Genomic DNA, 23,276 nt, shown 5'->3' on the forward strand with positions numbered 1-23,276 from the left:
GCAAAGTCCATCTTCAACTGCTCGGGCCGACGCTCGCAAATCAGCCGTTGGAGGTGCGCCTCTTGCTGGGCACTCAAGCTGCGCTGCTCGCCGACCTTGCGCCCGCGTTGGCGCGGGGCCAGGGACTTTGCGCCACCGGTTTCGTAGCGTTCAATGGTGGTGCACACGGCCGAGTAGCTCAGGCCAATATCTCGACCAATTTGCCGTTTGTTGGTGCCACGTTTGAAGCTACGAATCACCTGCCGGCGACGTTCATGTTGCTCTGCCGGGCTGAGTCGGCGTGCGTCATCTTTGTCCATGCTCATAGGACAACGTGGATGACTATAAGTTCTTTTTATTTATGGCCCGGATCTATAAGCCCCTTGCAGGGCACCGGTGCAGTCTGTTGGTATGGATTCGAGAATTCTGAAAACCAACATTTTGTAATTATATATTATTGATTTTTGAAGTAAGTTCCAGGAGCAGGGCTTGCAGGGCGATCGCCCTGATGGAGCCTGGCAGATATCTCCACGCAGCATAAATATGTTGCAGTGCCGCAAACATCGGCCTGTCGATGGTGTAAAGTTCGGGGGTTTGTATTGATATTGTTTGCGAATGGTTCGTATCCCGTATCAATACCTTGCGTGATCTGTCTGTGGTTGGGCGGGCATCTGCGTGACGCTGAAGAAGCCAAGCCGCCCCGGACTTTTTATGGCCATTTCACACTTCAAAAAGGAAAGCATCATGAGCATTCAAACAGTTGGAATTATCGGTGCAGGCACCATGGGCAATGGCATCGCCCAGGCGGTGGCCACTTCTGGTTTGCAGGTCGTTTTGGTGGACATCTCTGATGCGGCCGTGCAAAAGGGCATTGCCACCGTGGCCGGCAGCCTCGATCGCCTCATCAAGAAAGAAAAAATCACCGAGGCCGACAAGCAGGCTGCACTGGGTCGCATCAAGGGCAGCACCGACTACGCTGACCTCAAGGCCGCCCAGCTGGTGATCGAAGCCGCCACCGAGAACGAATCCCTGAAGGTCAAGATCCTGCAACAGGTCGATGCCATCGTGGGCGAAGAAACCATCATCGCCACCAACACTTCTTCCATCTCCATCACCAAGCTGGCCACCTCCATCAAGAAGCCCGAACAGTTCGTCGGCGTGCACTTCTTCAACCCTGTGCCCATGATGAAGCTGGTGGAAATCATCCGTGGCGTGCAGACCAGCGATGCCACCCACGATGCCGTCAAGGCTTTCGCACTGGTGCTGGGCAAGTCGCCGATTTCCGTCAAGAATGCCCCTGGCTTCGTGGTGAACCGCATTCTGGTTCCCATGATCAACGAAGCGTTCGTGGTACTGGCCGAAGGCACTGCCAGCCCGGAAGACATCGACGAAGGCATGAAGCTGGGCTGTAACCACCCGATTGGCCCGCTGGCCCTGGCCGACCTGATTGGTCTGGACGTGTGTCTGGCCGTCATGGAGGTGTATCTGGAAGAGCTGGGCGACAGCAAGTACCGCCCCGCCTACCTGCTGCGTGAACTGGTGGCCGCTGGCCGCCTGGGCCGCAAGACCGGCCACGGCGTGTACAAGTATTGAGTCAAAAGGGATGGACAGGGCAGAATCGCACCATGCGTTCTGCCCTGCCAGCCTCTTTCCCATCGTCCCGCACGGCCTTGCGCCGTTCGGGATTTTTTTATGCCCCAGGGCGCATCATCCATGATGACACGCGCTAGCCCCGGTAGCCGTTGGTGATCGGGTAACGCCAGTCCTTGCCGAAGCTGCGCACGCTCAGCCGGGGGCCGGGTGCGCCCTGGCGGCGTTTGTATTCGTTCAGGCGCAACAGCCGCAGTACCTGCTGTACCTGCTCGGGCGCAAAGCCAGCCGCCACCAGCTCCTCGGCAGTGGCTTCCTGTTCCATGCGCAGGCGCAGCAGTTCGTCCAGTATTTCGTAGGGTGGCAGGCTGTCCTGGTCGGTTTGATCCGGGCGCAGTTCGGCACTGGGTGGGCGGGTGATGATGCGTTCGGGAATCGGGTTTTCCACGCCCCCGGCGAACGCATGTGCGTTGCGCCAGCGCGCCAGCTCAAACGCCCGTGTCTTGAACACATCCTTCAGAGGTGCGAAGCCACCGCACATGTCGCCATACAGGGTGCAGTAGCCCATGGCCAGTTCGCTCTTGTTGCCGGTGGTCAGCACCAGACTGCCCAGCTTGTTCGACAGGGCCATCAGCAGAATGCCGCGCACCCGTGCCTGCATGTTCTCCTCGGTGGCATCGGCAGGGCGGTCGCCAAACAAGGGGCACAGGCTTTCCTGAAGGGTCTCGAAGGCGGGGGCAATGGCTATTTCGTCGTGCTGCACCTGCACGCGTTCGACCATTTCCTGCGCGTCCAGCAGGCTGATGGATGCGGTGTAGGGTGAGGGCATCATCACGGTGCGCACCTGTTCGGCTCCCAGTGCATCCACGGCAATGGCCAGCACCAGGGCCGAATCCAGCCCGCCCGACAGCCCCAGCAGCACGTTGCGAAAGCCGTTTTTCTGCACATAGTCGCGCGTGGCCAGCACCAGTGCCTGCCACAGTTGCGCCAGCGGTTCGGCCAGCGGGGTGATGTCGCCCTGCCATTGCCGCTTGCCGGTGGAGGTGCGTTGCATTTGCAGGGGCCACAGCGTTTCGGCAAAACCAGCGGCGCGGCCTGCCAGCGTGCCATCGGCATTCAGCGCGAAGGAGTGTCCGTCGAACACCAGTTCGTCCTGTCCGCCCACCATGTGCGCGTACACCGCTGGCAGCCCGGTTTCCTGCACCCGCTGCTGTGCGATGCGTTCGCGCTGGGCGGGTTTGTCCAGCGCGAAGGGCGAAGCATTCAGAACCAGCAGCCAGTCGGCTCCGGCATCCCGTGCCTGCTGCGCGGCATCCGGCAGCCATGCATCTTCGCAGATCAGCAGTCCCATGCGAAGGCCGGCGATTTCCGTGACGCAGGCGCGGTGGTCGGCAGCGAAATAGCGTTTTTCATCGAATACGCCATAGTTGGGCAGGGCCTGTTTGCGATAGCGTGCCAGCACTTCTCCCTGGCGAATCACGCTGGCGGCATTCCAGATGGGGGGCGGGCTGGGGGCATCGGCTGCATCGGCATTGGGAGCCGGGCATGTGCCTACCGCTTCCGGGTGGCCGATGACAAGGTGCAACCCCGGCCAGTCGCGGCTGGCTGCCACGATGCGATCCAGTGCGGCCGCGCCATCCAGTAAGAAATGCGGGCGCAGGTACAGGTCTTCGGCGGCGTAGCCACACAGAAAGAGTTCCGGGAACACCAGCAACTGGTGGCCGCGCTCCCAGGCCTGGTGGGCCGCTTCGATGGCCCGGTCGGCATTGCCCTGCCAGTCTCCCACCATGGGATTGAGCTGGGCGACACAAAGAGAAAAATCCGCAGCGGGTGGGGTAGAGGCGGTCATGGTAGTCAGTGGCTGAAAAACAGGAGGCCATTATCGCGCCGGGACTGCCCTGCCGCGCGCTTCTTTCCCCGTTCGGTGCCACTGCCCGGCACACAGGGCTGGTATGATGCGGGCTTGCCAAAAAGGCAAGGGTGGGTGACACAGCGTGGCATGTGTCCACCGCCTCCATGAGGGAACACACGGTTTTTGCCGCTGTCGTCTTCTCCATTCTCTGCCAGTAGCTCATCCGGATAGAGCAACTGCCTTCTAAGCAGTAGGTAGCAGGTTCGAGTCCTGCCTGGCAGGCCACATTCCCTGATAACACGTTCTTAGAACGTCCGCAAGCCGGGCATGTCCAGTATCCGCAGGCTGCCGTAGCGGGTTTCCACCAGTCCCTGTCGCACCAGATAGACCAATGCCTCGTTCACCCGCTGGCGGGACAGTCCGACCACGTCTGCCAGTTCCTGTTGTGTGATGCGCAGGCTTTCTCCCACGCCCGGTGCGAGTATGGGGTTGAACAGGGCCAGCAGGGTGCGGGCCACGCGCACTTCCGGGTTGGATATTCGGTCGGTTTCCCGGCTGGCAAAAAACTGCCCGACCCGTTCATTGAGCTGGTACATGATGATGCGGTTGAACTCGATCGAGTTGTCCACCAGCCAGTGGAACTGCTCCAGTGGCAGGGCCGCCACGATGCTGCGGCGCAGGGCGCGAACGTCGTAGCGGTAGCACTCGCGCTTGAGTGCCGTGCCTTCGCCGAACCAGCTTCCGGGGGGCACGCCCATGTAGGTGATGGTGCTGCCATCGCTGTGTTCGTTGCTGACTTTCAGCAGGCCGTCCACCAGTCCGAGCCAGTAGCGTACGCGACGGCCTTCGCGGCAGATGTAGTCTCCGTTCAGGGCCTCGCCGACTTCCAGGGATTCCTGTATCACCTGCCGGTCTGATGGCTTGAGCGTGCGCAGCCACGGGATGCTGTCGAGTTCCTCGACCGTGGGACTGCGACGGGTCTTGAACAGGTTGGCTGGGCCGGGCATGTGGACGTTTCTCCTGAGGGGCGAATCACCCCCGGATTCTGTCTGTGCGATACCTTTTTCGTGGTTTCTTGCGGCGGAGTCTGGTTTTTTTGTGGGTCTTTCGAGGGAAATACCTAGAAAGGGAATACCCCGGATTGTCGCCATAAAGACAAAAAAACGTCAAAGCAACCCATACCATCTGAACCCAAGGGGCGGCTTGGCCTTCCCACAAAAAAAGGAGACGGTATGGAGACAACTTTTCCGCGCCTGCTGTTGCAGCACGCGCAGCAACGCCCGCATGCCCCTGCCTTGCGCGAGAAAGAGTATGGCATCTGGCAAACCTGGGACTGGAGCAAGGTGGCACGCGATGTCCGTCACCTGGCCTGCGGGCTGGCGGCACTGGGTTTGCAGCAGGGGCAGAACCTCGCACTGGTGGGCGGCAACAGGCCGTTTCTGTACATGGGGTTTCTGGCCGCACAAAGTCTGAGGGCCGTGCCGGTTCCGATGTACCAGGATGCGGTGGCCTCGGAAATGGGCTATGTGGTGGCCGATTCCGATGTGCATATCGTCTTTGCCGAAGATCAGGAACAGGTGGACAAGCTGCTGGAGATTCGGGAGTCCAATCCGAATGTGCAGCATATTGTGTACGACGATCCGCGCGGCATGCGTGGCTACGACCAGCCGTGCCTGCTCAGTGTGCGCGAGCTGATGGCACTGGGCGAGCGTTGGAACCAGGAGCATCCGGGTGTGTACGACCAGTGGGTCAGGGAGGGCCAGCCCGATGATGTGTCCGTCATCCTCTACACCTCGGGCACCACCGGCAAGCCCAAGGGGGTGTGCCAGACGCACCGCAGTTTCTCCAGTGCCGCCGAAGGGGGCGTGAAGGTCGATGGTCTGAGCGGCAGCGACAATGTGATTTCCTATCTGCCACCGGCCTGGGTGGGCGATCATTTGTTCTCGATTGCGCAGTGGCTGGTGGCGGGGTTCACGATCAATTGCCCGGAGTCCAGCGAGACGGTGCAGATCGACTTGCAGGAAATCGGCCCGACGTATTATTTTGCGCCGCCGCGTGTCTTCGAGGGGTTGCTGACTTCGGTATCGATTCGCATGGAGGATGCCTCCGGCCTCAAACGCTGGCTCTACAACCGCTCGATGGAACTGGCGCGGCGTTGCGGGGCGGACATCATGGATGGCCGGTCGGTGGCTTTTCTCGACCGCATCCAGTACGCGCTGGGCAATGTGCTGATCTATGGGCCATTGCGCAATGTGATGGGCTTTTCGCGCATCCGCGTGGCCTACACGGCGGGGGCTGCCATCGGGCCGGAACTGTTCAAGTTCTACCGCTCCATCGGCATCAATCTCAAGCAGCTTTACGGGCAGACGGAAACCTGTGCCTATGTATGCCTGCAACAGAATGGCCGCGTCAAGCTCAACACGGTAGGGGAGGCAGCACCGGGCATTGAGCTGAAGATTGCCGACAACGGCGAAGTGCTGGTCAAGGGCGTGTCGGTGCTCAAGGAATACTACAAGCGGCCCGATGCCACCGCCGAAGTCATCAATGCCGATGGGTGGTTCCTGACCGGTGATGCCGGTGTGATCGACCACGATGGCCAGTTGCGCATCATCGACCGCGCCAAGGATGTGGGCAAGCTCAACAACGGGGCCATGTTCGCGCCCAACTACATCGAGAACAAGCTCAAGTTCTTCCCGCAGATCAAGGAAGCGGTGTGCTTTGGCCACAACCGCGACGAGGTGACGGCCTTCATCAACATCGACTATGAGGCGGTGGGCAACTGGGCCGAGAAGCGCAACCTGCCGTATGGCGGGTATGTCGATCTGGCGGGCAAGCCGCCGGTGCTGGAGATGATTGCCGAGTGCGTGACGCAGATCAACCGCGACCTGGCGGGCGAGGAAGGCATGGAGGACATGCAGGTGCGGCGGTTTCTGGTGCTGCACAAGGAGCTGGACCCGGATGACGACGAGCTGACCCGCACCCGCAAGGTGCGCCGCAATTTCGTGGCGGAGAAGTACGCGGTGCTGATCGACGCGCTTCATGGCGGCAAGCACGAGCAGTTCATCGAGACGCTGGTGAAGTTCGAGGACGGGCGCACCGGATCGGTCAGTGCCACGTTGAAGATTCTGGAAGCCAAGACCTTCCCCGCAGCGGCAAGAAAGGCGGCATGAGATGAGCACAAGAAAAACCGGCGAGGTCATCCTCGACATCCAGAACATCAGCCTGCGATTCGGTGGTGTCAAGGCCCTGACGGATATTTCCTTCAATGTGAAGGAGCACGAAATCCGCTCCATCATCGGCCCCAATGGCGCGGGCAAAAGCTCCATGCTCAACTGCATCAATGGCGTTTATACGCCTTCCGAAGGCAGCATCACGTTTCGCGGCAAGACGTTCTCGCACATGAATTCCCGGCAGGTTGCGGAAATGGGCGTGGCGCGCACCTTCCAGAACCTGGCCCTGTTCAAGGGCATGAGCGTGATCGACAACATCATGTCGGGGCGCAACCTGAAGATCAAAAGCAACATTCTCTTGCAGGCTTTGCGCATCGGTCCGGCCGAGCGCGAGGAAACCCGGCACCGCGAATTCGTCGAGAAGATCATCGACTTCCTGGAGATTCAGGCATTCCGCAAGACCCCGGTGGGGCAGTTGCCCTACGGCCTGCAAAAGCGCGTGGACCTGGGGCGGGCACTGGCCATGGAGCCGCAGGTGTTGCTGCTGGACGAGCCGATGGCGGGCATGAACCTGGAGGAAAAGCAGGACATGAGCCGCTTCATCATCGACGTGAACGAGGAGTTCGGCACCACCATCGTGCTGATCGAACACGACATGGGCGTGGTGATGGATATTTCCGATCGCGTGGTGGTGCTGGACTACGGCAAGAAGATCGGTGATGGCCCGCCGCACGAGGTGCGCGACAACGAGGAAGTGATCCGGGCCTATCTGGGCGCGGGGCATTGACAGAAAACGGAGACGCAACATGGCATTTTTTCTGGAAACCCTGTTCGGCGGCCTGATGACGGGCATGCTGTATTCGCTGGTGGCACTGGGCTTTGTGCTGATTTTCAAGGCATCGGGCGTGTTCAATTTCGCGCAAGGCGCGATGGTGCTGTTCGCCGCGCTGGCGATGGCCCGCTTTGCCGAGTGGATTCCCGGCTGGCTGGGCTTCGACAACCGCATCGTCGCCAATGTGCTGGCGTTTGCAGTGGCCGCGCTGTGCATGTTCGCGGTGGCCTGGCTGATCGAGAAGCTGGTGCTGCGCCACCTGGTCAATCAGGAGGCGGCCACGCTGCTGATGGCCACGCTGGGCATCACCTACTTCCTGGATGGCCTGGGCCAGACCATCTTCGGCAGCAATGTGTACAGCATCGACATCGGCATGCCCAAGGACCCGGTGTTCATGATGGAGTCCGTGTTCGATGGCGGCGTGATGATCAACAAGGAAGACCTGATTGCGGCGGTGATCGCTGCCGCGCTGGTGGCCTTGCTGACGCTGTTCTTCCAGAAGACCGGCACGGGCCGTGCGTTGCGCGCCGTGGCCGATGACCACCAGGCTGCACAGTCGGTGGGCATTCCGCTCAGCCGCATCTGGGTGATCGTCTGGTGCGTGGCGGGCGTGGTGGCACTGGTGGCCGGGATGATCTGGGGCAGCAAGCTGGGTGTGCAGTTCTCGCTGACGACGGTAGCCCTGCGTGCCCTGCCGGTGGTGATTCTGGGGGGGCTGACCTCGGTGCCCGGTGCCATCATCGGCGGCCTCATCATCGGCGTGGGCGAGAAGCTCTCGGAAGTGTATCTCGGCCCGTATGTGGGCGGTGGCATCGAAATCTGGTTTGCCTATGTGCTGGCACTGGTGTTCCTGCTGTTCCGGCCGCAGGGCCTGTTTGGCGAAAAAATCATTGATCGCGTCTGACCGCTGGATTAAGGAGACATCGATATGTTCTATAGAGAAAACGGCCAGTTCAAGACGAGCTATCGGGCCGATCAGCAGATTTTTCCGATCCGGCAGGATCGCGTGGCGATGGTCGTGCTGCTGGCGGTGATTTTCCTGGTGGTGCCGGCCTTTGCCAGCGATTACCTGTTTCGCGCCATCCTGATTCCGCTGGTCATCATGTCGCTGGCGGCATTGGGCGTGAATATCCTGGTGGGCTATTGCGGGCAGATTTCGCTTGGCTCCGGGGCTTTCATGGCCGTGGGGGCCTACGGCGCGTACAACTTCTTTGTGCGGGTGCCGAACATGCCGCTGGTTCCGGCCATCGTGCTGGGCGGAGTGTGCGCGATGTTCTTCGGCATCCTGTTTGGACTGCCGTCGCTGCGGGTGCGCGGTCTCTATCTGGCGGTGGCCACGCTGGCGGCACAGTTCTTTTCGGACTGGATGTTCCTGCGCATCAAGTGGTTCACCAATGATTCCCCTTCCGGCTCGGTATCGGTGAGCCACCTGAATGTGCTGGGCCTGCCGCTGGACAGTGCCGTCTCGCGCTACCTGTTCTGCCTGACGCTGCTGGTGGTGGTGGCATGGCTGGCCAAGAATCTGGTGCGCAGTGCGATTGGCCGCGAATGGATGGCGATCCGCGACATGGATGTGGCCGCTGCCGTGATCGGCATCCGCCCGATGTACGCCAAGCTCAGTGCGTTTGCGGTCAGCTCCTTCATCATCGGCATGGCTGGCGCACTGTGGGCGTTCGTTCACCTTGGCGCGTGGGAGCCGGCAGCGTTCTCGGTGGAAGTGTCGTTCCGCCTGCTGTTCATGGTCATCATCGGTGGGCTGGGTTCCATCATGGGCAGTTTCTTCGGTGCGGCCTTCATCGTGGTGTTGCCGATTTTCCTCAACCAGTTCCTGCCCTGGCTGTTTGGCCTGTTCGGCATGAGTATTTCCACGGCGGGCGTGTCACATGCGGAACTGATGATCTTCGGCGCGCTGATCGTCTGGTTCCTGATTGTCGAGCCGCACGGCCTGGCCAAGCTCTGGGCCACCGCCAAGCAGAAACTGCGCATCTGGCCGTTCCCTCATTGATTTCCCCTGTGCTTCAACCCCCCAGACCATAAAAGGAGACAAACCATGAAGCGACTCAAGACCACCCTGATTGCCACGGCTGCCATCACCGCCGCGCTGGCAGGCTTTGCCCCCGCCGCACAGGCGCAGAGCGAGCAGTTCATCCCGCTGCTGTCCTATCGCACAGGCCCGTATGCGCCCAACGGCATTCCGTGGGCCAATGGCAAGCAGGATTACATCAAGCTCATCAACGAGCGCGATGGTGGGATCAATGGCGTGAAGCTCAGCTACGAGGAATGCGAATTCGGCTATGCCACCGACCGGGGCGTGGAGTGTTACGAGCGTCTCAAGGGCCGCCCTGGCGTGGCGATCTTCGACCCGCAATCGACCGGCGTGACCTTTGCGCTGACCGAGAAGGTGGCCACCGACAAGATTCCGCTCATCACCGTGGGCTATGGCCTGTCGATTTCGCAGGACGGTTCTGCCTTCAAGTGGAATTTTCCGTTCCTGGGCAGCTACTGGACGGGTGCGGACATCCTGATCCAGCACATTGGCAAGGAGCTGGGCGGGCTGGACAAGCTCAAGGGCAAGAAAATCGCGCTGGTCTATCACGACAGCCCGTTCGGCAAGGAACCCATTCCGCTGTTGCAGGAGCGTGCAAAACGGCATGGCTTCGACCTGCAACTGCTGCCGGTGACGGCCCCCGGTGTGGAGCAGAAATCCACCTGGTTGCAGGTGCGCCAGAGCCGTCCAGACTATGTGCTGCTGTGGGGCTGGGGGGTGATGAACTCCACCGCGCTCAAGGAAGCGCAGGCCACCGGCTATGCCCGCAACAAGATATACGGCGTGTGGTGGGCCGGCACCGAACCCGATGTGCGCGATGTGGGCGCAGGCGCGAAGGGCTATCAGGCACTGGCACTGAATGGCTACGGGCAGGACAGCAAGGTGATGCAGGAAATCCTCGCGCATGTGCATGGCAAGGGCAAGGGCACGGGAAGCCGGGATGAAGTCGGCGCGGTGATCTACACACGCGGGGTGCTCATCCAGATGCTGACGGTGGAGGCCATCCGCACTGCGCAGGAGAAGTTTGGCAAGGGCAAGGTCATGACCCCTGAGCAGGTGCGCTGGGGTCTGGAAAACCTGAACCTGAGCGAAGCGCGCATCAAGGAACTGGGCTTCGAGGGCATCATCCTGCCGCTCCAGACCAGTTGCACCGACCACATGGGTTCGGTCAATGCCCGCGTGCACACCTGGGATGGCAAGCAGTGGGGCAACCTGACCGAGTGGTACAAGGCCGACGAAGCCATCCTCGGTTCGCTCATCAAGACCGGCTCCGATGCCTATCTGGCCGAGAAGAAGCTGCCACGCCGTGAGCCGGCCGATTGCGGCAGTTGATGCTTCATGAAAGCCGCTGTCGGGACGGCTGTTCCCGGCAGCGGCACCCTTCGCGCCGGGGATGGCCATTTCCGGCGCGGGCCACGGTTCCACCACGCCATTGAAAGACGAGACCAACATGAAAGTTCGTACATGGACTGCCGCAGCCCTGACGGGCCTGGCCTGTGCCGGTGCACTGTCCGGCGGCGTTGCCGTTGCGCAGGAGCAATATTTCCCGACCCTGACCTACCGCACCGGACTGTATGCCACCAACGGCATTCCGTTTGCCAATGGCATTGCCGATTACTACAAACTGGTCAATGCACGAGGCGGTATCAATGGCGTGCCCATCATCCATGAGGAGTGCGAAACCGCCTACGACACGGCCCGCAGCGTCGAATGCTATGAGCGTCTGAAGGGCCGGCACGGCGGTGCGGCACTCTTTCATACGCTGACCACCGGCGCGACCTTCGCGCTGTCCGAAAAGGCACCGGTGGACCGGATTCCACTGGTCACCGTGGGCTATGGGCGCAGCGAAAGTGCCGATGGTTCGGTCTTTCCCTGGAACTTTCCGCTTGCCGGAACCTACTGGGTGGCCACCGATGTGATCGTGCAGGCCATTGGCGCGCGCGAAGGCGGGCTGGAGAAACTCAGGGGCAAGAAGATTGCGCTGGTCTATCACGACAGCCCCTTCGGCAAGGAAGCCCTGCCGGTCATGCAGGCACGCAGCAAGGAGCTGGGTTTCGAGCTGCAACTGTTGCCCGTGATTGCCGCGAGTGCAGACCAGAAATCCACCTGGCTGCAAGTGCGCCATGCCCATTCCGATTATGTGGTGCTCTACGGCTGGGGCGCGATGAGTGCCACTGCGCTGAGGGAGGCCCAGGCGACGGGCTACGCACGCGACAGGATTTATGGCGTCTGGTGGGCCGGGGCCGAGCCGGACGTGCGCGCCATGGGGGAGGATGCCAAGGGCTATAACGCCATCACCCTGCACCACAGTGCCGATCGCGGTGCACCGGTCATTCAGGACATTCTGGAAAAAGTGCATGGCAAGGGCCAAGGCACCGGCCCGCGCACGGAAGTGGGCGATGTGCTCTACATGCGCGGGGTCATCAGTGCGGCACTGGGTGTGGAGGGCGTGCGGGCAGCGCAGGAAAAGTTTGGGGTCGGCAAGGCCATGACCGGCGAACAGGTGCGCTGGGGGCTGGAGAACCTGAACCTGAGCCGCGAAAAGCTGGACGCATTGGGCTTCTCGGGCATGCTCAGCCCCATCAAGACCTCCTGCAAGGATCACGTCGGTTCGCGCAGCGCGCGCATCCACACCTGGGATGGCCGCCAATGGGTGTATTCCACCGACTGGTTCGAGGCCGACAAAAACCTGCTGGATCGTCTGGTGCAGGAAACTGCTGGACGTTACGCCAGGGAAAAGAACATCACACCGCGCACCGACGCGGAATGCACGAACTGACGGGCCGCTTGCGGTTTGCAGCCACACATTCAACCCACCAGGAGACGACCCCATGAGCCAGCCCCCAATTGTTCTCGACGTCAATGGCATCGAAGTCATCTACAACCACGTCATCCTTGTGCTCAAGGGCGTTTCGCTGCAAGTGCCCGAAGGCGGCATCGTGGCACTGCTGGGCGGCAACGGCGCGGGCAAGACCACCACGCTGCGTGCCATCTCCAACCTGCTCAAGGCCGAGCGTGGCGAAGTCACCAAGGGCAGCATCGAACTGCGCGGCGAGCGCATCGAGAACCTCTCGCCCGCTGACCTGGTCAGGCGGGGCGTGGTGCAGGTCATGGAAGGGCGGCACTGCTTCGCCCACCTGACCATCGAGGAAAACCTGATGACCGGCAGCTACACGCGCACCAGCAAGGCCGAGATCGAGGCCAATCTGGAGAAGGTCTATAACTATTTCCCGCGCCTGAAGACGCGCCGCACCTCGCAGGCGGCCTACACCTCCGGCGGCGAGCAGCAAATGTGCGCGATTGGCCGCGCATTGATGACCAATCCGTCCATCGTGCTGCTGGACGAACCGTCGATGGGCCTGGCACCGCAGATCGTCGATGAGGTCTTCCACATCGTCAAAGACCTGAATGCCAAGGAAAAAGTCACTTTCCTGCTGGCCGAGCAGAACACCAACATGGCCCTCAAGTACGCGGACTATGGCTACATCATGGAATCGGGCCGCATCGTCATGGATGGCAAGGCCCACGATCTGGCCAACAACTCCGATGTCAAAGAGTTCTACCTGGGCGTGGGCGGCGATGGCCGCAAGAGCTTCCGCGACATCAAGAGCTACAAGCGTCGCAAACGCTGGCTGGCTTGATGGCGCGCACGTTCCAAATCCCGATTCAAGCCACCTGATGAGACCACATGACGCAAAACCTCACTGATTCCCTCGAAACCCGCGACAGTGCCGAGCGCGAAGCCACCCTGATGGCCGCCTTGCCCCGGCAGATTGCCCATGCACAGAGCCGGACGACCGCATTTGCCACCCTGTTGCAGGGAGTGGATGCCGCCGCCATCACCGACCGCGCGGCACTGGCCCGATTGCCCGTCACGCGCAAATACGAACTGCTGGAGCGGCAGAAGGCCGGTCGTGCCGACAACGTCTTCGGCGGCTTTGCCAGCGTGGGCTTCGGCCCCGACATGCCACGGGTGTTTGCCAGCCCCGGTACCATCTACGAACCCGAAGGCGCGCGCTCCGATTACTGGCGACTGTCGCGAGCCCTGCGTGCCGCAGGCTTTCGGCAGGGCGAGCTGGTACACAACAGCTTCAGCTACCACTTCACCCCGGCTGGCTCCATGATGGAAACCGGCGCACACGCACTGGGCTGCACGGTCTTTCCCGGCGGCACCGGCCAGACCGAACAGCAGGTGCAGGCCATCGCCGAACTCCGGCCCGCAGGCTACGCTGGCACCCCCAGCTTCCTGAAACTGCTGGTGGAAAAGGCCGCCGAGCTGAACATTCCCATCGGCAGCCTGACCAAGGCACTGGTGTCGGGCGAAGCATTCCCGCCTTCACTGCGCGACTGGTTCACGGCCCGGGGCATTGATGCCTACCAGTGCTACGCCACCGCCGACCTGGGGCTGATCGCCTACGAAACCCAGGCGCGTGAAGGGCTGGTGCTCGATGAAAACGTCATCGTCGAGATCGTGCGCCCCGGCACCGGCGAACCCGTGCCCGAAGGCGAGGTGGGCGAGTTGGTGGTCACCACGCTCAACCCGGACTACCCGCTTATCCGCTTCGGCACCGGCGATCTCTCTGCCGTGCTGCCGGGCCAGTGCCCGACGGGCCGCACCAACACCCGCATCCGGGGCTGGATGGGGCGTGCCGACCAGACCACCAAGGTGCGCGGCATGTTCGTGCATCCGGGGCAGGTGGCGCAAATCGCCAAACGCTTTGCGCAGGTGGTCAAGGCAAGGCTGATCGTCAGCGGTGAAATGGCCAATGACCGCATGACCCTGCATGTGGAAACCGGCGAACCCGCAGGCAATCTGGCCGGACAGATTGCCGATGTGATTCGTGAAGTCACCAAACTGCGCGGCGAGGTGCAGATCGTGCCACCGGGCAGCCTGCCCAACGACGGCAAGGTCATCGAGGACGCACGCAGCTACCAGTAAGAACCTGTTCCCGCTTTGAAGCTGTTTCTCCCTGGACGGGGGACAATATCCGCATGATGTTTGCGCCGTCCTCCAAATCCTTTTCTGCCACCAGACCGGTCGTTGCCCCCGGCATGGTGGCCCTGCATGGCAACCGGCTGGAGGTGCTGGCGCAGACGCTGGCAGCGTGGATGGCGCGGTGTCCGCTGGGGCCGCTGGAGCAGGAGGTGGTGCTGGTGCAGAGCAACGGCATGGCCGAGTGGGTGAAGATGGAACTGGCGCAGACCCTGGGGGTGAGCGCGGCCGTGCGCGTGGAGTTGCCGGGGCGGTTTGCCTGGCAGATGTACCGCCATGTGCTGGGCTACGCCGAAGTGCCGCGCCATACGCCGCTGGATAAAGCCTCCACGCTCTGGCACACCATGCAGCTTTTGCCGACGCTGGTGCAGCAGGGAGCCACCGGCGTGTGGGAGGGCATCGGCCAGTTGCTGGATGGAGGCGGGCAGGGCGGGGACGATGCCCTCACCCAGCGGTATTTTCTGGCATCGAAAATGGCCGATCTGCTCGATCAGTACCAGGTCTATCGGCCCGACTGGCTGGTGCATTGGGAGCAGGGCCGCGATGGCGAGGACATCATGCCTGCCCAGCCTGTGCCCCGGTCGCTGGCACGGCACCTCCCCCCGGACGTGGCGCGGGTTCCGGTGCAGGAGCAGTGGCAGCCCGCGCTGTGGCGGCATCTGCTGGCGCAGTTGCCCGTGGCGCAGCGGCAGGCCATTCGCCCCCGGCTGCACCAGCGGGTGCTGGACGTATTGCAGACAGGCCAGATGGCCGCCCCCCAGCATGTGCCCCGGCGGGTGGTGCTGTTTGGCATGACGCACCTGCCTGCGCCGGTGCTGGAGCTGCTGGGGGCGTTGTCCGCACGTTGCCAGATTCTGCTGGCCGTGCCCAACCCCTGCCGCTTCTACTGGAGCGACGCACTGGACGGGCGCGAGCTGTTCCAGCGAATGCCCCGCAAGGCCGCGCAGCCGCGACATGCCGAGCGCGGGGCGCAGCCGCTGGCGACACTCGATATGGCGCAGATGCACGCCCATGCCCATCCGCTGCTGGTGGCCTGGGGACGGCAGGTGCGCGACCATGTGCGCCAACTGGAAGCCTTCGACGAAGCCGCACAGGCCGCCGAGCGCATGGGGCTGGCCCGCATCGACTTCTTCGACGAGGACGACCGCCCCGATGCCAGCCTGCTCCAGCAGGTGCAGCAGCGCATCCGCGATCTGGTTCCGCTGGCCGAACATGCCGGGCACGCCACTGCCGTGCCGCTCGACGATCATTCCGTGCTGTTTCGTGTGGCACACAGCCCGATGCGCGAGGTGGAAGTGCTGCACGACCACCTGCTCGATTGCCTGCAACACTCACGCCCCGACGAGGGCTTGCAGGCACGCGACATCGTGGTGATGGTTCCCGACATCGCCCAATATGCCGCGCTGATTCAGGCGGTATTCGGGCAGTACGCGCCGGAGGATGCCCGCCACATCCCCTTCGACATTGCCGACATGGGAGCGCAGGCAGCCAGTCCGCTGCTCAAGGCCGTGCAGTGGCTGGCGGAGTTGCCCTGCCAGCGCGCGGGCCTGAGCGAACTGGGCGACCTGCTGGCCGTGCCAGCCGTGGCGCGGCGTTTCGGCCTGGATGCCGATGCCGTGGCGCAGTTGCAGGCGTGGATGCAGGGCAGTGGCATCCGCTGGGGGCTGGACGCGGCACACCGCCGCGCCCTGGGCCTGCCTGCCGTGGGTGAGCACAACAGTGCCTGGTTTGGCCTGCAACGCATGGTGCTGGGCTTTCTCAGTGCAGCGCAGCCCTTCGATGGCATCGAGCCGTATGCAGAGATTGGCGGGCTGGCCGCTGCCCATGTGGGAGCCTTGGCGCAGTTGCTGCACCGCTTGCAGCACTGGAGCCAGACCCTCCAGACCCCTGCCAGCCCTGCCGTGTGGGCGCAACGCTGGCGCAGCGTGCTGGCGGACTTTCTGGAGCCGACCACCGAAGAAGAACTGGCAGCCGTGGCCCTGCTGGAGCAGGCCTTGCAGGACTGGCTGCATGTGACCGCCGATGCGGGTTTCGAGGCAGCACTGCCGCTGGCAGTGGCACGCCATGCCTGGCTGGACGGCCTGAAAAACCCCGCGCCCACGCAACGCTTTCATGCCGGTGGCATCACCTTCTGCACGCTGATGCCCATGCGCGCCATTCCCTTCCGCATCGTCTGCCTGCTGGGCATGAACGATGGCGACTACCCGCGCAAGAGCATGCGGCAGGACATGGACTTGATGGCTCTGCCCGGTCAGGTGCGCCCCGGCGACCGCCGCCGTGCGCAGGACGACCGCCAGCTCATGCTGGAAGCCTTGCTGTCGGCACGCGATCGGCTCTACATCAGTTGGGTGGGGCGCAATGTGCGCGACAACAGCCCCCGTCCGCCCTCGGTGCTGGTGGCGCAGTTGCGCGATTACCTCACCGCAGGCTGGGGCGAAGCCGTGGTGCAGCAGCGCACGCTGGCCTCTCCGTTGCAGCCCTTCAGCAGCCACTACTTCGAGGAGGGCAGCCGCTGGCAGACCTGGGCCAGCGAATGGCGGCCCATTCACCAGTCGGAGGGCGATTCACCCGCCAGCGTGGTGGATGCGGTATCGGCCACGGCATCGGCTTCGCTGGACGTGCCTGTCTGGACGCTGGCCGGGCTGGGCAGCTTCTGGCGTGACCCGGTCAAAGTCTGGGCACAGCAGCGTCTGCAATTGCACTACCAGCCCCTGCCCGAAGCCATCCCCGACCAGGAACCACTGGCCATTGCCGGGCTGGAACGCTGGGCGCAATGGAATGCCTTGCTGCACACCCTGCAACCCCACGCCCGCGCCGGAGCCAGCCCCGCGCAATTGCAGGACATGGCACGGCAGGCATTGCAGCGGCAGGCACTGGCCGGAGCCTTGCCCCTTCACCAGATGGGCGAAGACTTGCAGGCGCAATGGCTGGAACTGCTCGATCCGCTGCTGCAACGCTGGGTACAGAGCCTGCAACAATGGCCGCAAGCCTGCGAACGCCAACGCCTGCAATACACGCATGCCCGCCACCCGCAATGGCAGGTGCAGGACTGGCTGCAAGGCGTGCATGAATCTGCCGATGCCACCGCCCAGGGCCAACGCATGCGCCTGCATGTCAAGCCATCCCGCTGCATCGACCAGCCTGCCAACCGCAACCGTCCCCAGCCCTTGCTGCGTCTGGAGCCGTTGATTCCCGAATGGGTGCAGGCCGTGGTCGTGGCCGCCTGCCTGCCCGATACCGCCCTGCACAGCCGCCTGATCGGGCTGGATGCCACACTGGAAATCACCCCGCTGGATGCGGAACAGGCACGCCTGTGGCTGGCGCAGATGCTGGAACAGGCCGCGCAGGGTCTGCAACAACCCCTGCCGCTGGCTGCCCAGACCGGTTTCGCCTGGCTGGCCGCACGCGAACGCACAGAGGAAGGCGGCGCAGAAGCACACCAAAGCCTGGCCACGGCCCGCTCCCGCTACGAAGGCACTTATCAGCAACGCGGTGAAGTGCAGGACAACCCCTATCTGGCACGCTTCTACCCCGACTTCACCCACCTCAACACCGACGGACGTTTCGAGGCACTGGCACAAGCCATGCTGGAGCCGGTGCGCCAGTGGACGCAGCAGTGCGTTCGCATCGTGCCGTATGATCGATAGCTGCACAACCACGATGTGGAAGCGTGGCTTCCATTTGCTGTGGTACTGACTTTGCCGTTCAGATTCTCGTTCTATTGGAAGAATGGCAAGCGGGGTTCTCGCACAAGCGCGTTTCAAAGAAATTTCCATGAGCCAGGAATCTTCCCATACCGTTTTTCTTCGATACCGGCAGGAGTTGCTGGCCTGGCTGACGCAGCAGATGCAGGAGGCGGATCAGGCCAGAGATGTCGTGCAGGAGTTGTATCTGCGGTATGTGGATCATGCGGCCGCGCATCCGGTCGAGAATCCCAGGGCATACCTGTTCCAGATGGCGCGCAACATCCTGGTGGACATGGCCCGTCAGCAGCAGTCCCGGCAGACCGATCCGTTCACCCACGAAGAAATGGATGCCATCGGTATGGTCGATCCCAACCCAGGGCCAGAGCAGATTGCCGCAGGCAAGCAACGCTTGCGCTTGCTGGTTGCCTGTCTTGCAGAACTACCAGAACTGACGCAGCAAATCTTCATACTCAACCGTGTGCATGAAATGAGCTACAGGGAGGTGGCCGAGCAGCTTGGCATTTCTGTCAGTTCCGTACAAAAGCATTTGGCAAAAGCGTTGCGCCATGTCATGGACCACATGAAGACGCACTGAATTCCATGAAACTACCCCATCCACTGTGGCACGTCACGTCCCTGAAACACCACTTCTCCACAGACTGTTACTTGGAAGGATGGCTTCAAACGTCTTCTTTGTATAAAAGCGTGTTCGTGCTCTGGGCACAACCATGAAGTGCATGGCATTTTCATGCACTTGTGTACCAAGACCTTGAGTGCGTTGCAAAAGAAGAAATCGTTTGATTGCCAGGCCTTTTCAAAGAACAACCCCCACATTGACAACATGGCAAACCGCAACAACAACCGTGACCAGCAAAATGGCTCTGCCACCGGGCTGGATGACTCCATCGACACACAGGCCGTTGAATGGGTGATTGCCCAGGAGGCTGAGGACTGGCCCCAGAGGCAGGCCATGTTTGAGCAATGGTTGCAGGTTTCGCAAGCCCACCGGCAGGCATACGCACGGGCCAGTCAAAGCTGGAACCTCGCCGCACAATTGCGGCATATGCCGCAGCTGCTTGCTCCTTTGCCTGCTGTGCAGCCTGTTCATGGTGGAGACATGGCATCCACGGCAGGAAAAGACCATGCCTCAAAAGGTCATTGGTTTTCCTGGAATCGCACAGGACGTACTGGAGCATGGCTGGGTGCCATGCTCCTGGTATGGGTGATGGGCGCGGTCTGGATTGGGGGTGATCCCTCCATCGCCATGCTGGCCGATCATCGAACAGGTATGGCAGAAACACGCCGTATTCTTCTGGATGATGGCTCTTTGGTGGAACTGGGGGCCGACAGTGCCATTGCCGTGAATTACGACGGCAGTGAACGGCGCATCGAGTTGCTCAGGGGGCAGGCATTTTTCAGTGCCACATCGACTGGCACTGCCCAGGCGGGAGAACGCCCTTTCATCGTCGAGGCTGGACAAGGACAGACGCGCGCCCTTGGCACGCAGTTCGTAGTGGAACGCCTGCCAGAAAAAACATGGGTGACAGGCATTGAACACCAGGTGGAAGTGAGCCTGAAGGCAGCAGGTGACTTGGCTGGCGCACAAGCCGTGGTGCTATCGCCTGGCGAGAGCATTCGCTACGACCACCGCGGATTGGAGACCGTGCAAACCAGGGATGCCTCTCAGGCACTCGCATGGCAACGTGGTCTGCTGGTTTTCAACAATGAACCCCTGTCAGATGTGATCGCCCGTCTCGAACGCTACCAGCGTGGTCGTATCGTACTCGCCCGCAGTGCATTGGCTGGCAGGCCCATTAGCGCAGTTGTGCCACTCAACAATACCGAAGAGGCCTTGCAGTCCATTGCCGCCGAACTCGGATTGGAGGTACTTCAGCTTCCCATGGTGACACTGCTGCACTGAGCGGGTCTGCCGCGATTGGTGGCAGACAGGCAGAAATCCCTGTGGCAGGTTCTGTTTTTTATCTGAAATATAAAAAATCTTCTTTCTCATTACTCTTTCTATTTTTGTCAAACGTCTTCTGAGTAGGAATTGCTGATACCCCATCCAGTTGGTATCGGCAACCAGAACACAGAAATACAGAAAGACGCGAGATGACAGGAAATCGATGTGCTGTTCCAGCAGGGGGTGCCAGTCCTGCTGGGACATGCACCATCCAACCAAGTACGGTACTGACTGCGGCGGTGTTGATGACCAGCATGGTATGGCTGCACTCGGCCCATGCGCAAGAGATGCAGCCATCAGCGCGGCAGCAGACTTCCACCAGCCAGCCATTCACGATCCCCGCCTCCGACTTGGGAACGGCCCTGTTGCGAGCAGGAGCTATTGCAGAGGTACGCATTGTTTTTGATCCACGGCGGCTGGCCGGGATCGAAACCACAGGGCTTGCAGGCCGCTTCACGCTCGACGAGGCATTGAGCCGGTTACTGCACGGAACCGGCTTGCGCCATCGCATGGATGAACAAGGTAGCGTCCGTTTGGAAGAAGCCAGTCCTGCCGCAGGCCTGAAGCAGCCAGCGGTAGCCAGCGAAGCAGTGCCACAGAGCCTCTTGGCTGCTGCACTGGATGAGGTGGTGGTAGTGGCACCGGCCGAGTTGGATCGTCCAGCCAAAGACGATGCCTATCGCGTGGCGCGTTCCACCAGCGTCATGACCCGCGACGACATCGAACGCTCCCGGGGTACCTCGGTGGGCGACATCTTCAAGGGAGCCACAGGCGTGCTCGTAGGCGAAAACCGCAACAGTGGTGGGCTGGACATCAACATACGCGGCATGCAGGGGCAGGGCCGCGTGCCCATCCTGGTCGATGGCGCACGGCAGGAAACGACCGTGTACCGGGGATACAGCGGTGTGGCTTCGCGCAGTTACATTGATCCCGATCTGATTGGCGGCATTCAGATCGACAAAGGGCCAGTCATGTCGGCCGAAGGAACCGGTGCCACCGGCGGCCTGGTGAGTATGCGCACCATCAATGCCGATGACATCGTTCAGCCCGGCAAGGATTTCGGCTTGCGTCTGCGCGGTCAGGCCATTGGCAACAACAGCGGTGCATCTGTTGCACCCGGTACATCTGCTGGCTTGTTCATGGGGAGGCCCGGAGATTCTGGACACGTCTATCGCACCGACTGCGTCACCCCCAGTATCTGTACTCCCGCGCTGCCCAACGAATGGGGCCATCCTGAAGGCCGCAATCGCCCCAGCACCTTCGACTTCAAGAACTGGGCTGGAAGTGTTGCCGCAGCCAAACGACTGGAAACCATTGACCTCGTTGCCGCTTACGCACAGCGTCGCCAAGGCAACTACTACGCGGGCAAGCATGGCCCTACCGCGTGGATGGATGTTTCAGACACCCGCAAGCTCCCGTTCTATACCGAGGTGCGCCCTGCCATTCAGGGGGCCACCATTTTTGAAGGGGGTGAGCGCATCCCAGGCTCCAATTTCCAAAGCAAGTCCGGGATGCTCAAAGCCAAAGCCTTCTTGCCCGCCGATCAGGAACTGGAACTCAGCTACCTGCGCTACAGCAGTGCCTACGCCGAGCTTATGCCTTCACAAATTCTGCGATTCAGTGGCCTCAATCCGGTTTCGCAGCCATACGATAGTGATGTCACCGTGGACACCTATACCAGCCGCTACCGCTGGAACCCATCTGAAAACCCGCTCATCGACTTGCGCGCCAACCTCTGGCACACCTTCACCGATGCCAGCAACAACAATCCTTTTAGCGACGACCTGGACGAAGGTACGCGCCAGGAATACCGTCGCACAGGTCTGGACGTGACCAACACCAGCACATTGCATCACCCCGGAAGATGGGGAGAAAGCCAGTTGCGCTATGGCCTTTCCGTGCAATCAGAAGATGTGCGCTACGTGCTTCCTGAAGGTACACAACGAGCTGGAGGTCCCGCAGGTAACAATGGCGACCGCGATGAATACAGTGCTTTCGCTGCCTGGCAGTACAAGCCTACGCCCTCAATCACCTTCGATGCGGGCCTGCGGCACACGCGTTTCAAGTCTTTTGACCTCCAGACGGTTTTCGATCCCACCAGCCCACGTTGCGTGGACACCGATGGTGATGGTACCTGCGACCCTCTGCCCCATCACAACAAGCGAAGCGGCACAGCCCCGATCGTCAGCCTGACCTGGGAACCGGGAAACAGTGGTTTGCAACTGTACGGCCGCTATGCCGAAGCCTATCGCATGCCCAGCCTATTCGAGAGTACCTTCAGTGCCAGACCTGACATCAGCCTCAACCCGGAGCATGCCCGGAACAAGGAAATCGGAATCAACTTCCTCAAGGATGGCCTTCTGCGCAGCGGTGACAAGCTACGCCTGAAGTTTGCGTACTTCCGCAACCACACCAGTGACTACCTCACGCGCACTTCACCCAATCTGTGGGAAGAAGGCGTGGATGAAAACAGATTCATGGGCTTCACCATGCGCAATATCGACAGCGCGGCATTCGGTGGGATTGAACTCTCTGGCTCCTACGACATGGGAGCCATCTTCACCGAATTTGGTGTCACCAAATACAACCGGATCGAAATCTGCCATACCGGCAGCTACCGCATCTACCAGTGCAACAACTACGGCATTGCCAACAGCTACATCAACAACATGGTGCCGCCCAACTGGCATGGCAACCTGACTCTTGGAACCCGCCTGCTGGAACGAAAACTGGTGCTGGGCGTGCGCGGCATCTTCATGGGCCAGCGCAACAACACCCCGCAATACAACGACGACACCGACCACGGTTTCCTGAAGGTAGTGCCCTGGCATGCCTACCGCACATTCGATTTCTTTGCCAGCTACAAGGTCAGTGATCGCGTCAGCATCGACTTCAACCTCGACAACTTCACCGACCGCTACTACCTCGACGCGCTCAGCCTGGGGCTGATTCCTGCTCCTGGCCGCACCGCTCGCCTGGGTGTGACCTTGCAATTCTGACACTCCATTTTCACCAGTACACCAAGGAGATTGACAACCATGCCTATCTTGAGAATGCGCCATCTACTGACAGGGCTGGGAACCGCCCTGTTCCTCGCCGCCTGCGGTGGCGGAGGCAGTGACGACGGTGGCGGCAATACCCCGCCTGTCGTACAGAAACCCACT

Annotated in this window: 16 protein-coding genes and 1 tRNA gene; 14 read left to right on the forward strand and 3 right to left on the reverse strand. The window is 61.4% G+C overall.

Annotated elements, in window-relative coordinates:
- Nucleotides 1-299: helix-turn-helix domain-containing protein (locus BUE21_RS02210; protein ID WP_234971027.1), on the reverse strand; the 299-nt coding region annotated here is incomplete at its 3' end.
- Between the two features lie 424 nt (nucleotides 300-723).
- On the opposite strand from BUE21_RS02210, the gene BUE21_RS02215 reads away from it, so the two are divergent.
- Nucleotides 724-1,572 (forward strand): 3-hydroxybutyryl-CoA dehydrogenase, encoded by an 849-nt coding sequence (locus BUE21_RS02215; protein ID WP_073354456.1) that lies wholly within the window; start codon nucleotides 724-726, stop codon nucleotides 1,570-1,572.
- Nucleotides 1,573-1,705: 133 nt separating this feature from the next.
- Here BUE21_RS02215 and BUE21_RS02220 read toward each other — a convergent pair whose 3' ends face one another.
- On the reverse strand, nucleotides 1,706-3,418 hold the full coding sequence (locus BUE21_RS02220; RefSeq protein WP_073354227.1) for an NAD+ synthase: 1,713 nt from the start codon (nucleotides 3,416-3,418) through the stop codon (nucleotides 1,706-1,708).
- Nucleotides 3,419-3,629: 211 nt separating this feature from the next.
- Here BUE21_RS02220 and BUE21_RS02225 point away from each other — a divergent pair.
- Nucleotides 3,630-3,706: transfer RNA gene (locus BUE21_RS02225), tRNA-Arg, on the forward strand.
- Between the two features lie 20 nt (nucleotides 3,707-3,726).
- Here BUE21_RS02225 and BUE21_RS02230 read toward each other — a convergent pair.
- Nucleotides 3,727-4,428: a Crp/Fnr family transcriptional regulator gene (locus BUE21_RS02230; RefSeq protein ID WP_073354230.1), complete on the reverse strand. Its 702-nt coding sequence runs from the start codon at nucleotides 4,426-4,428 to the stop codon at nucleotides 3,727-3,729.
- Between the two features lie 225 nt (nucleotides 4,429-4,653).
- On the opposite strand from BUE21_RS02230, the gene BUE21_RS02235 reads away from it, so the two are divergent.
- From BUE21_RS02235 to BUE21_RS02290, 12 genes are all read left to right on the forward strand, one after another.
- On the forward strand, nucleotides 4,654-6,591 hold the full coding sequence (locus tag BUE21_RS02235) for an AMP-dependent synthetase/ligase (RefSeq protein ID WP_073354233.1): 1,938 nt from the start codon (nucleotides 4,654-4,656) through the stop codon (nucleotides 6,589-6,591).
- Between the two features lies 1 nt (nucleotide 6,592).
- A complete protein-coding gene (locus tag BUE21_RS02240; RefSeq protein ID WP_073354236.1) occupies nucleotides 6,593-7,378 on the forward strand; it encodes an ABC transporter ATP-binding protein in 786 nt (261 codons plus the stop codon).
- 19 nt (nucleotides 7,379-7,397) lie between these two features.
- Nucleotides 7,398-8,327, forward strand: coding sequence for a branched-chain amino acid ABC transporter permease (locus BUE21_RS02245; protein ID WP_073354239.1), 930 nt, complete (start codon nucleotides 7,398-7,400; stop codon nucleotides 8,325-8,327).
- A gap of 24 nt (nucleotides 8,328-8,351) precedes the next feature.
- Nucleotides 8,352-9,428 carry a branched-chain amino acid ABC transporter permease gene (locus tag BUE21_RS02250; RefSeq protein WP_073354242.1) on the forward strand — a complete coding sequence of 359 codons (1,077 nt, stop codon included), beginning with the start codon at nucleotides 8,352-8,354 and terminating at the stop codon, nucleotides 9,426-9,428.
- Nucleotides 9,429-9,473: 45 nt separating this feature from the next.
- Nucleotides 9,474-10,802, forward strand: a complete 1,329-nt coding sequence (locus BUE21_RS02255) for an ABC transporter substrate-binding protein (RefSeq protein WP_073354245.1) — start codon at nucleotides 9,474-9,476, stop codon at nucleotides 10,800-10,802.
- Between the two features lie 118 nt (nucleotides 10,803-10,920).
- On the forward strand, nucleotides 10,921-12,249 hold the full coding sequence (locus tag BUE21_RS02260; protein ID WP_073354458.1) for an ABC transporter substrate-binding protein: 1,329 nt from the start codon (nucleotides 10,921-10,923) through the stop codon (nucleotides 12,247-12,249).
- Between the two features lie 52 nt (nucleotides 12,250-12,301).
- On the forward strand, nucleotides 12,302-13,111 hold the full coding sequence (locus BUE21_RS02265; RefSeq protein WP_073354248.1) for an ABC transporter ATP-binding protein: 810 nt from the start codon (nucleotides 12,302-12,304) through the stop codon (nucleotides 13,109-13,111).
- Nucleotides 13,112-13,158: 47 nt separating this feature from the next.
- A complete protein-coding gene (locus BUE21_RS02270; RefSeq protein ID WP_073354251.1) occupies nucleotides 13,159-14,409 on the forward strand; it encodes a phenylacetate--CoA ligase family protein in 1,251 nt (416 codons plus the stop codon).
- 53 nt (nucleotides 14,410-14,462) lie between these two features.
- Nucleotides 14,463-18,110, forward strand: coding sequence for an exodeoxyribonuclease V subunit gamma (gene recC / locus BUE21_RS02275; protein WP_234971022.1), 3,648 nt, complete (start codon nucleotides 14,463-14,465; stop codon nucleotides 18,108-18,110).
- A 127-nt stretch (nucleotides 18,111-18,237) separates the two neighbouring features.
- Nucleotides 18,238-18,744, forward strand: a complete 507-nt coding sequence (locus tag BUE21_RS02280) for an RNA polymerase sigma factor (protein ID WP_073354463.1) — start codon at nucleotides 18,238-18,240, stop codon at nucleotides 18,742-18,744.
- 174 nt (nucleotides 18,745-18,918) lie between these two features.
- Nucleotides 18,919-20,070 (forward strand): FecR family protein, encoded by a 1,152-nt coding sequence (locus tag BUE21_RS14885; protein WP_234971023.1) that lies wholly within the window; start codon nucleotides 18,919-18,921, stop codon nucleotides 20,068-20,070.
- Nucleotides 20,071-20,357: 287 nt separating this feature from the next.
- Nucleotides 20,358-23,111, forward strand: coding sequence for a TonB-dependent receptor (locus BUE21_RS02290; protein ID WP_159435788.1), 2,754 nt, complete (start codon nucleotides 20,358-20,360; stop codon nucleotides 23,109-23,111).
- Nucleotides 23,112-23,276 lie beyond the last annotated feature (165 nt).

Source organism: Lampropedia hyalina DSM 16112 (genome assembly GCF_900129055.1).
Taxonomy (GTDB): Bacteria; Pseudomonadota; Gammaproteobacteria; order Burkholderiales; family Burkholderiaceae_C; genus Lampropedia; species Lampropedia hyalina.

Bases quoted from the DNA above. Each gene is read 5' to 3' on its own strand.
- BUE21_RS02215 (WP_073354456.1), top strand. From the start codon at position 724: ATGAGCATTCAAACAGTTGGAATTATCGGTGCAGGCACCATGGGCAAT.
- BUE21_RS02220 (WP_073354227.1), bottom strand. From the start codon at position 3,418: ATGACCGCCTCTACCCCACCCGCTGCGGATTTTTCTCTTTGTGTCGCC.
- BUE21_RS02230 (WP_073354230.1), bottom strand. From the start codon at position 4,428: ATGCCCGGCCCAGCCAACCTGTTCAAGACCCGTCGCAGTCCCACGGTC.
- BUE21_RS02235 (WP_073354233.1), top strand. From the start codon at position 4,654: ATGGAGACAACTTTTCCGCGCCTGCTGTTGCAGCACGCGCAGCAACGC.
- BUE21_RS02240 (WP_073354236.1), top strand. From the start codon at position 6,593: ATGAGCACAAGAAAAACCGGCGAGGTCATCCTCGACATCCAGAACATC.
- BUE21_RS02245 (WP_073354239.1), top strand. From the start codon at position 7,398: ATGGCATTTTTTCTGGAAACCCTGTTCGGCGGCCTGATGACGGGCATG.
- BUE21_RS02250 (WP_073354242.1), top strand. From the start codon at position 8,352: ATGTTCTATAGAGAAAACGGCCAGTTCAAGACGAGCTATCGGGCCGAT.
- BUE21_RS02255 (WP_073354245.1), top strand. From the start codon at position 9,474: ATGAAGCGACTCAAGACCACCCTGATTGCCACGGCTGCCATCACCGCC.
- BUE21_RS02260 (WP_073354458.1), top strand. From the start codon at position 10,921: ATGAAAGTTCGTACATGGACTGCCGCAGCCCTGACGGGCCTGGCCTGT.
- BUE21_RS02265 (WP_073354248.1), top strand. From the start codon at position 12,302: ATGAGCCAGCCCCCAATTGTTCTCGACGTCAATGGCATCGAAGTCATC.
- BUE21_RS02270 (WP_073354251.1), top strand. From the start codon at position 13,159: ATGACGCAAAACCTCACTGATTCCCTCGAAACCCGCGACAGTGCCGAG.
- recC (WP_234971022.1), top strand. From the start codon at position 14,463: ATGATGTTTGCGCCGTCCTCCAAATCCTTTTCTGCCACCAGACCGGTC.
- BUE21_RS02280 (WP_073354463.1), top strand. From the start codon at position 18,238: ATGAGCCAGGAATCTTCCCATACCGTTTTTCTTCGATACCGGCAGGAG.
- BUE21_RS02290 (WP_159435788.1), top strand. From the start codon at position 20,358: ATGACCAGCATGGTATGGCTGCACTCGGCCCATGCGCAAGAGATGCAG.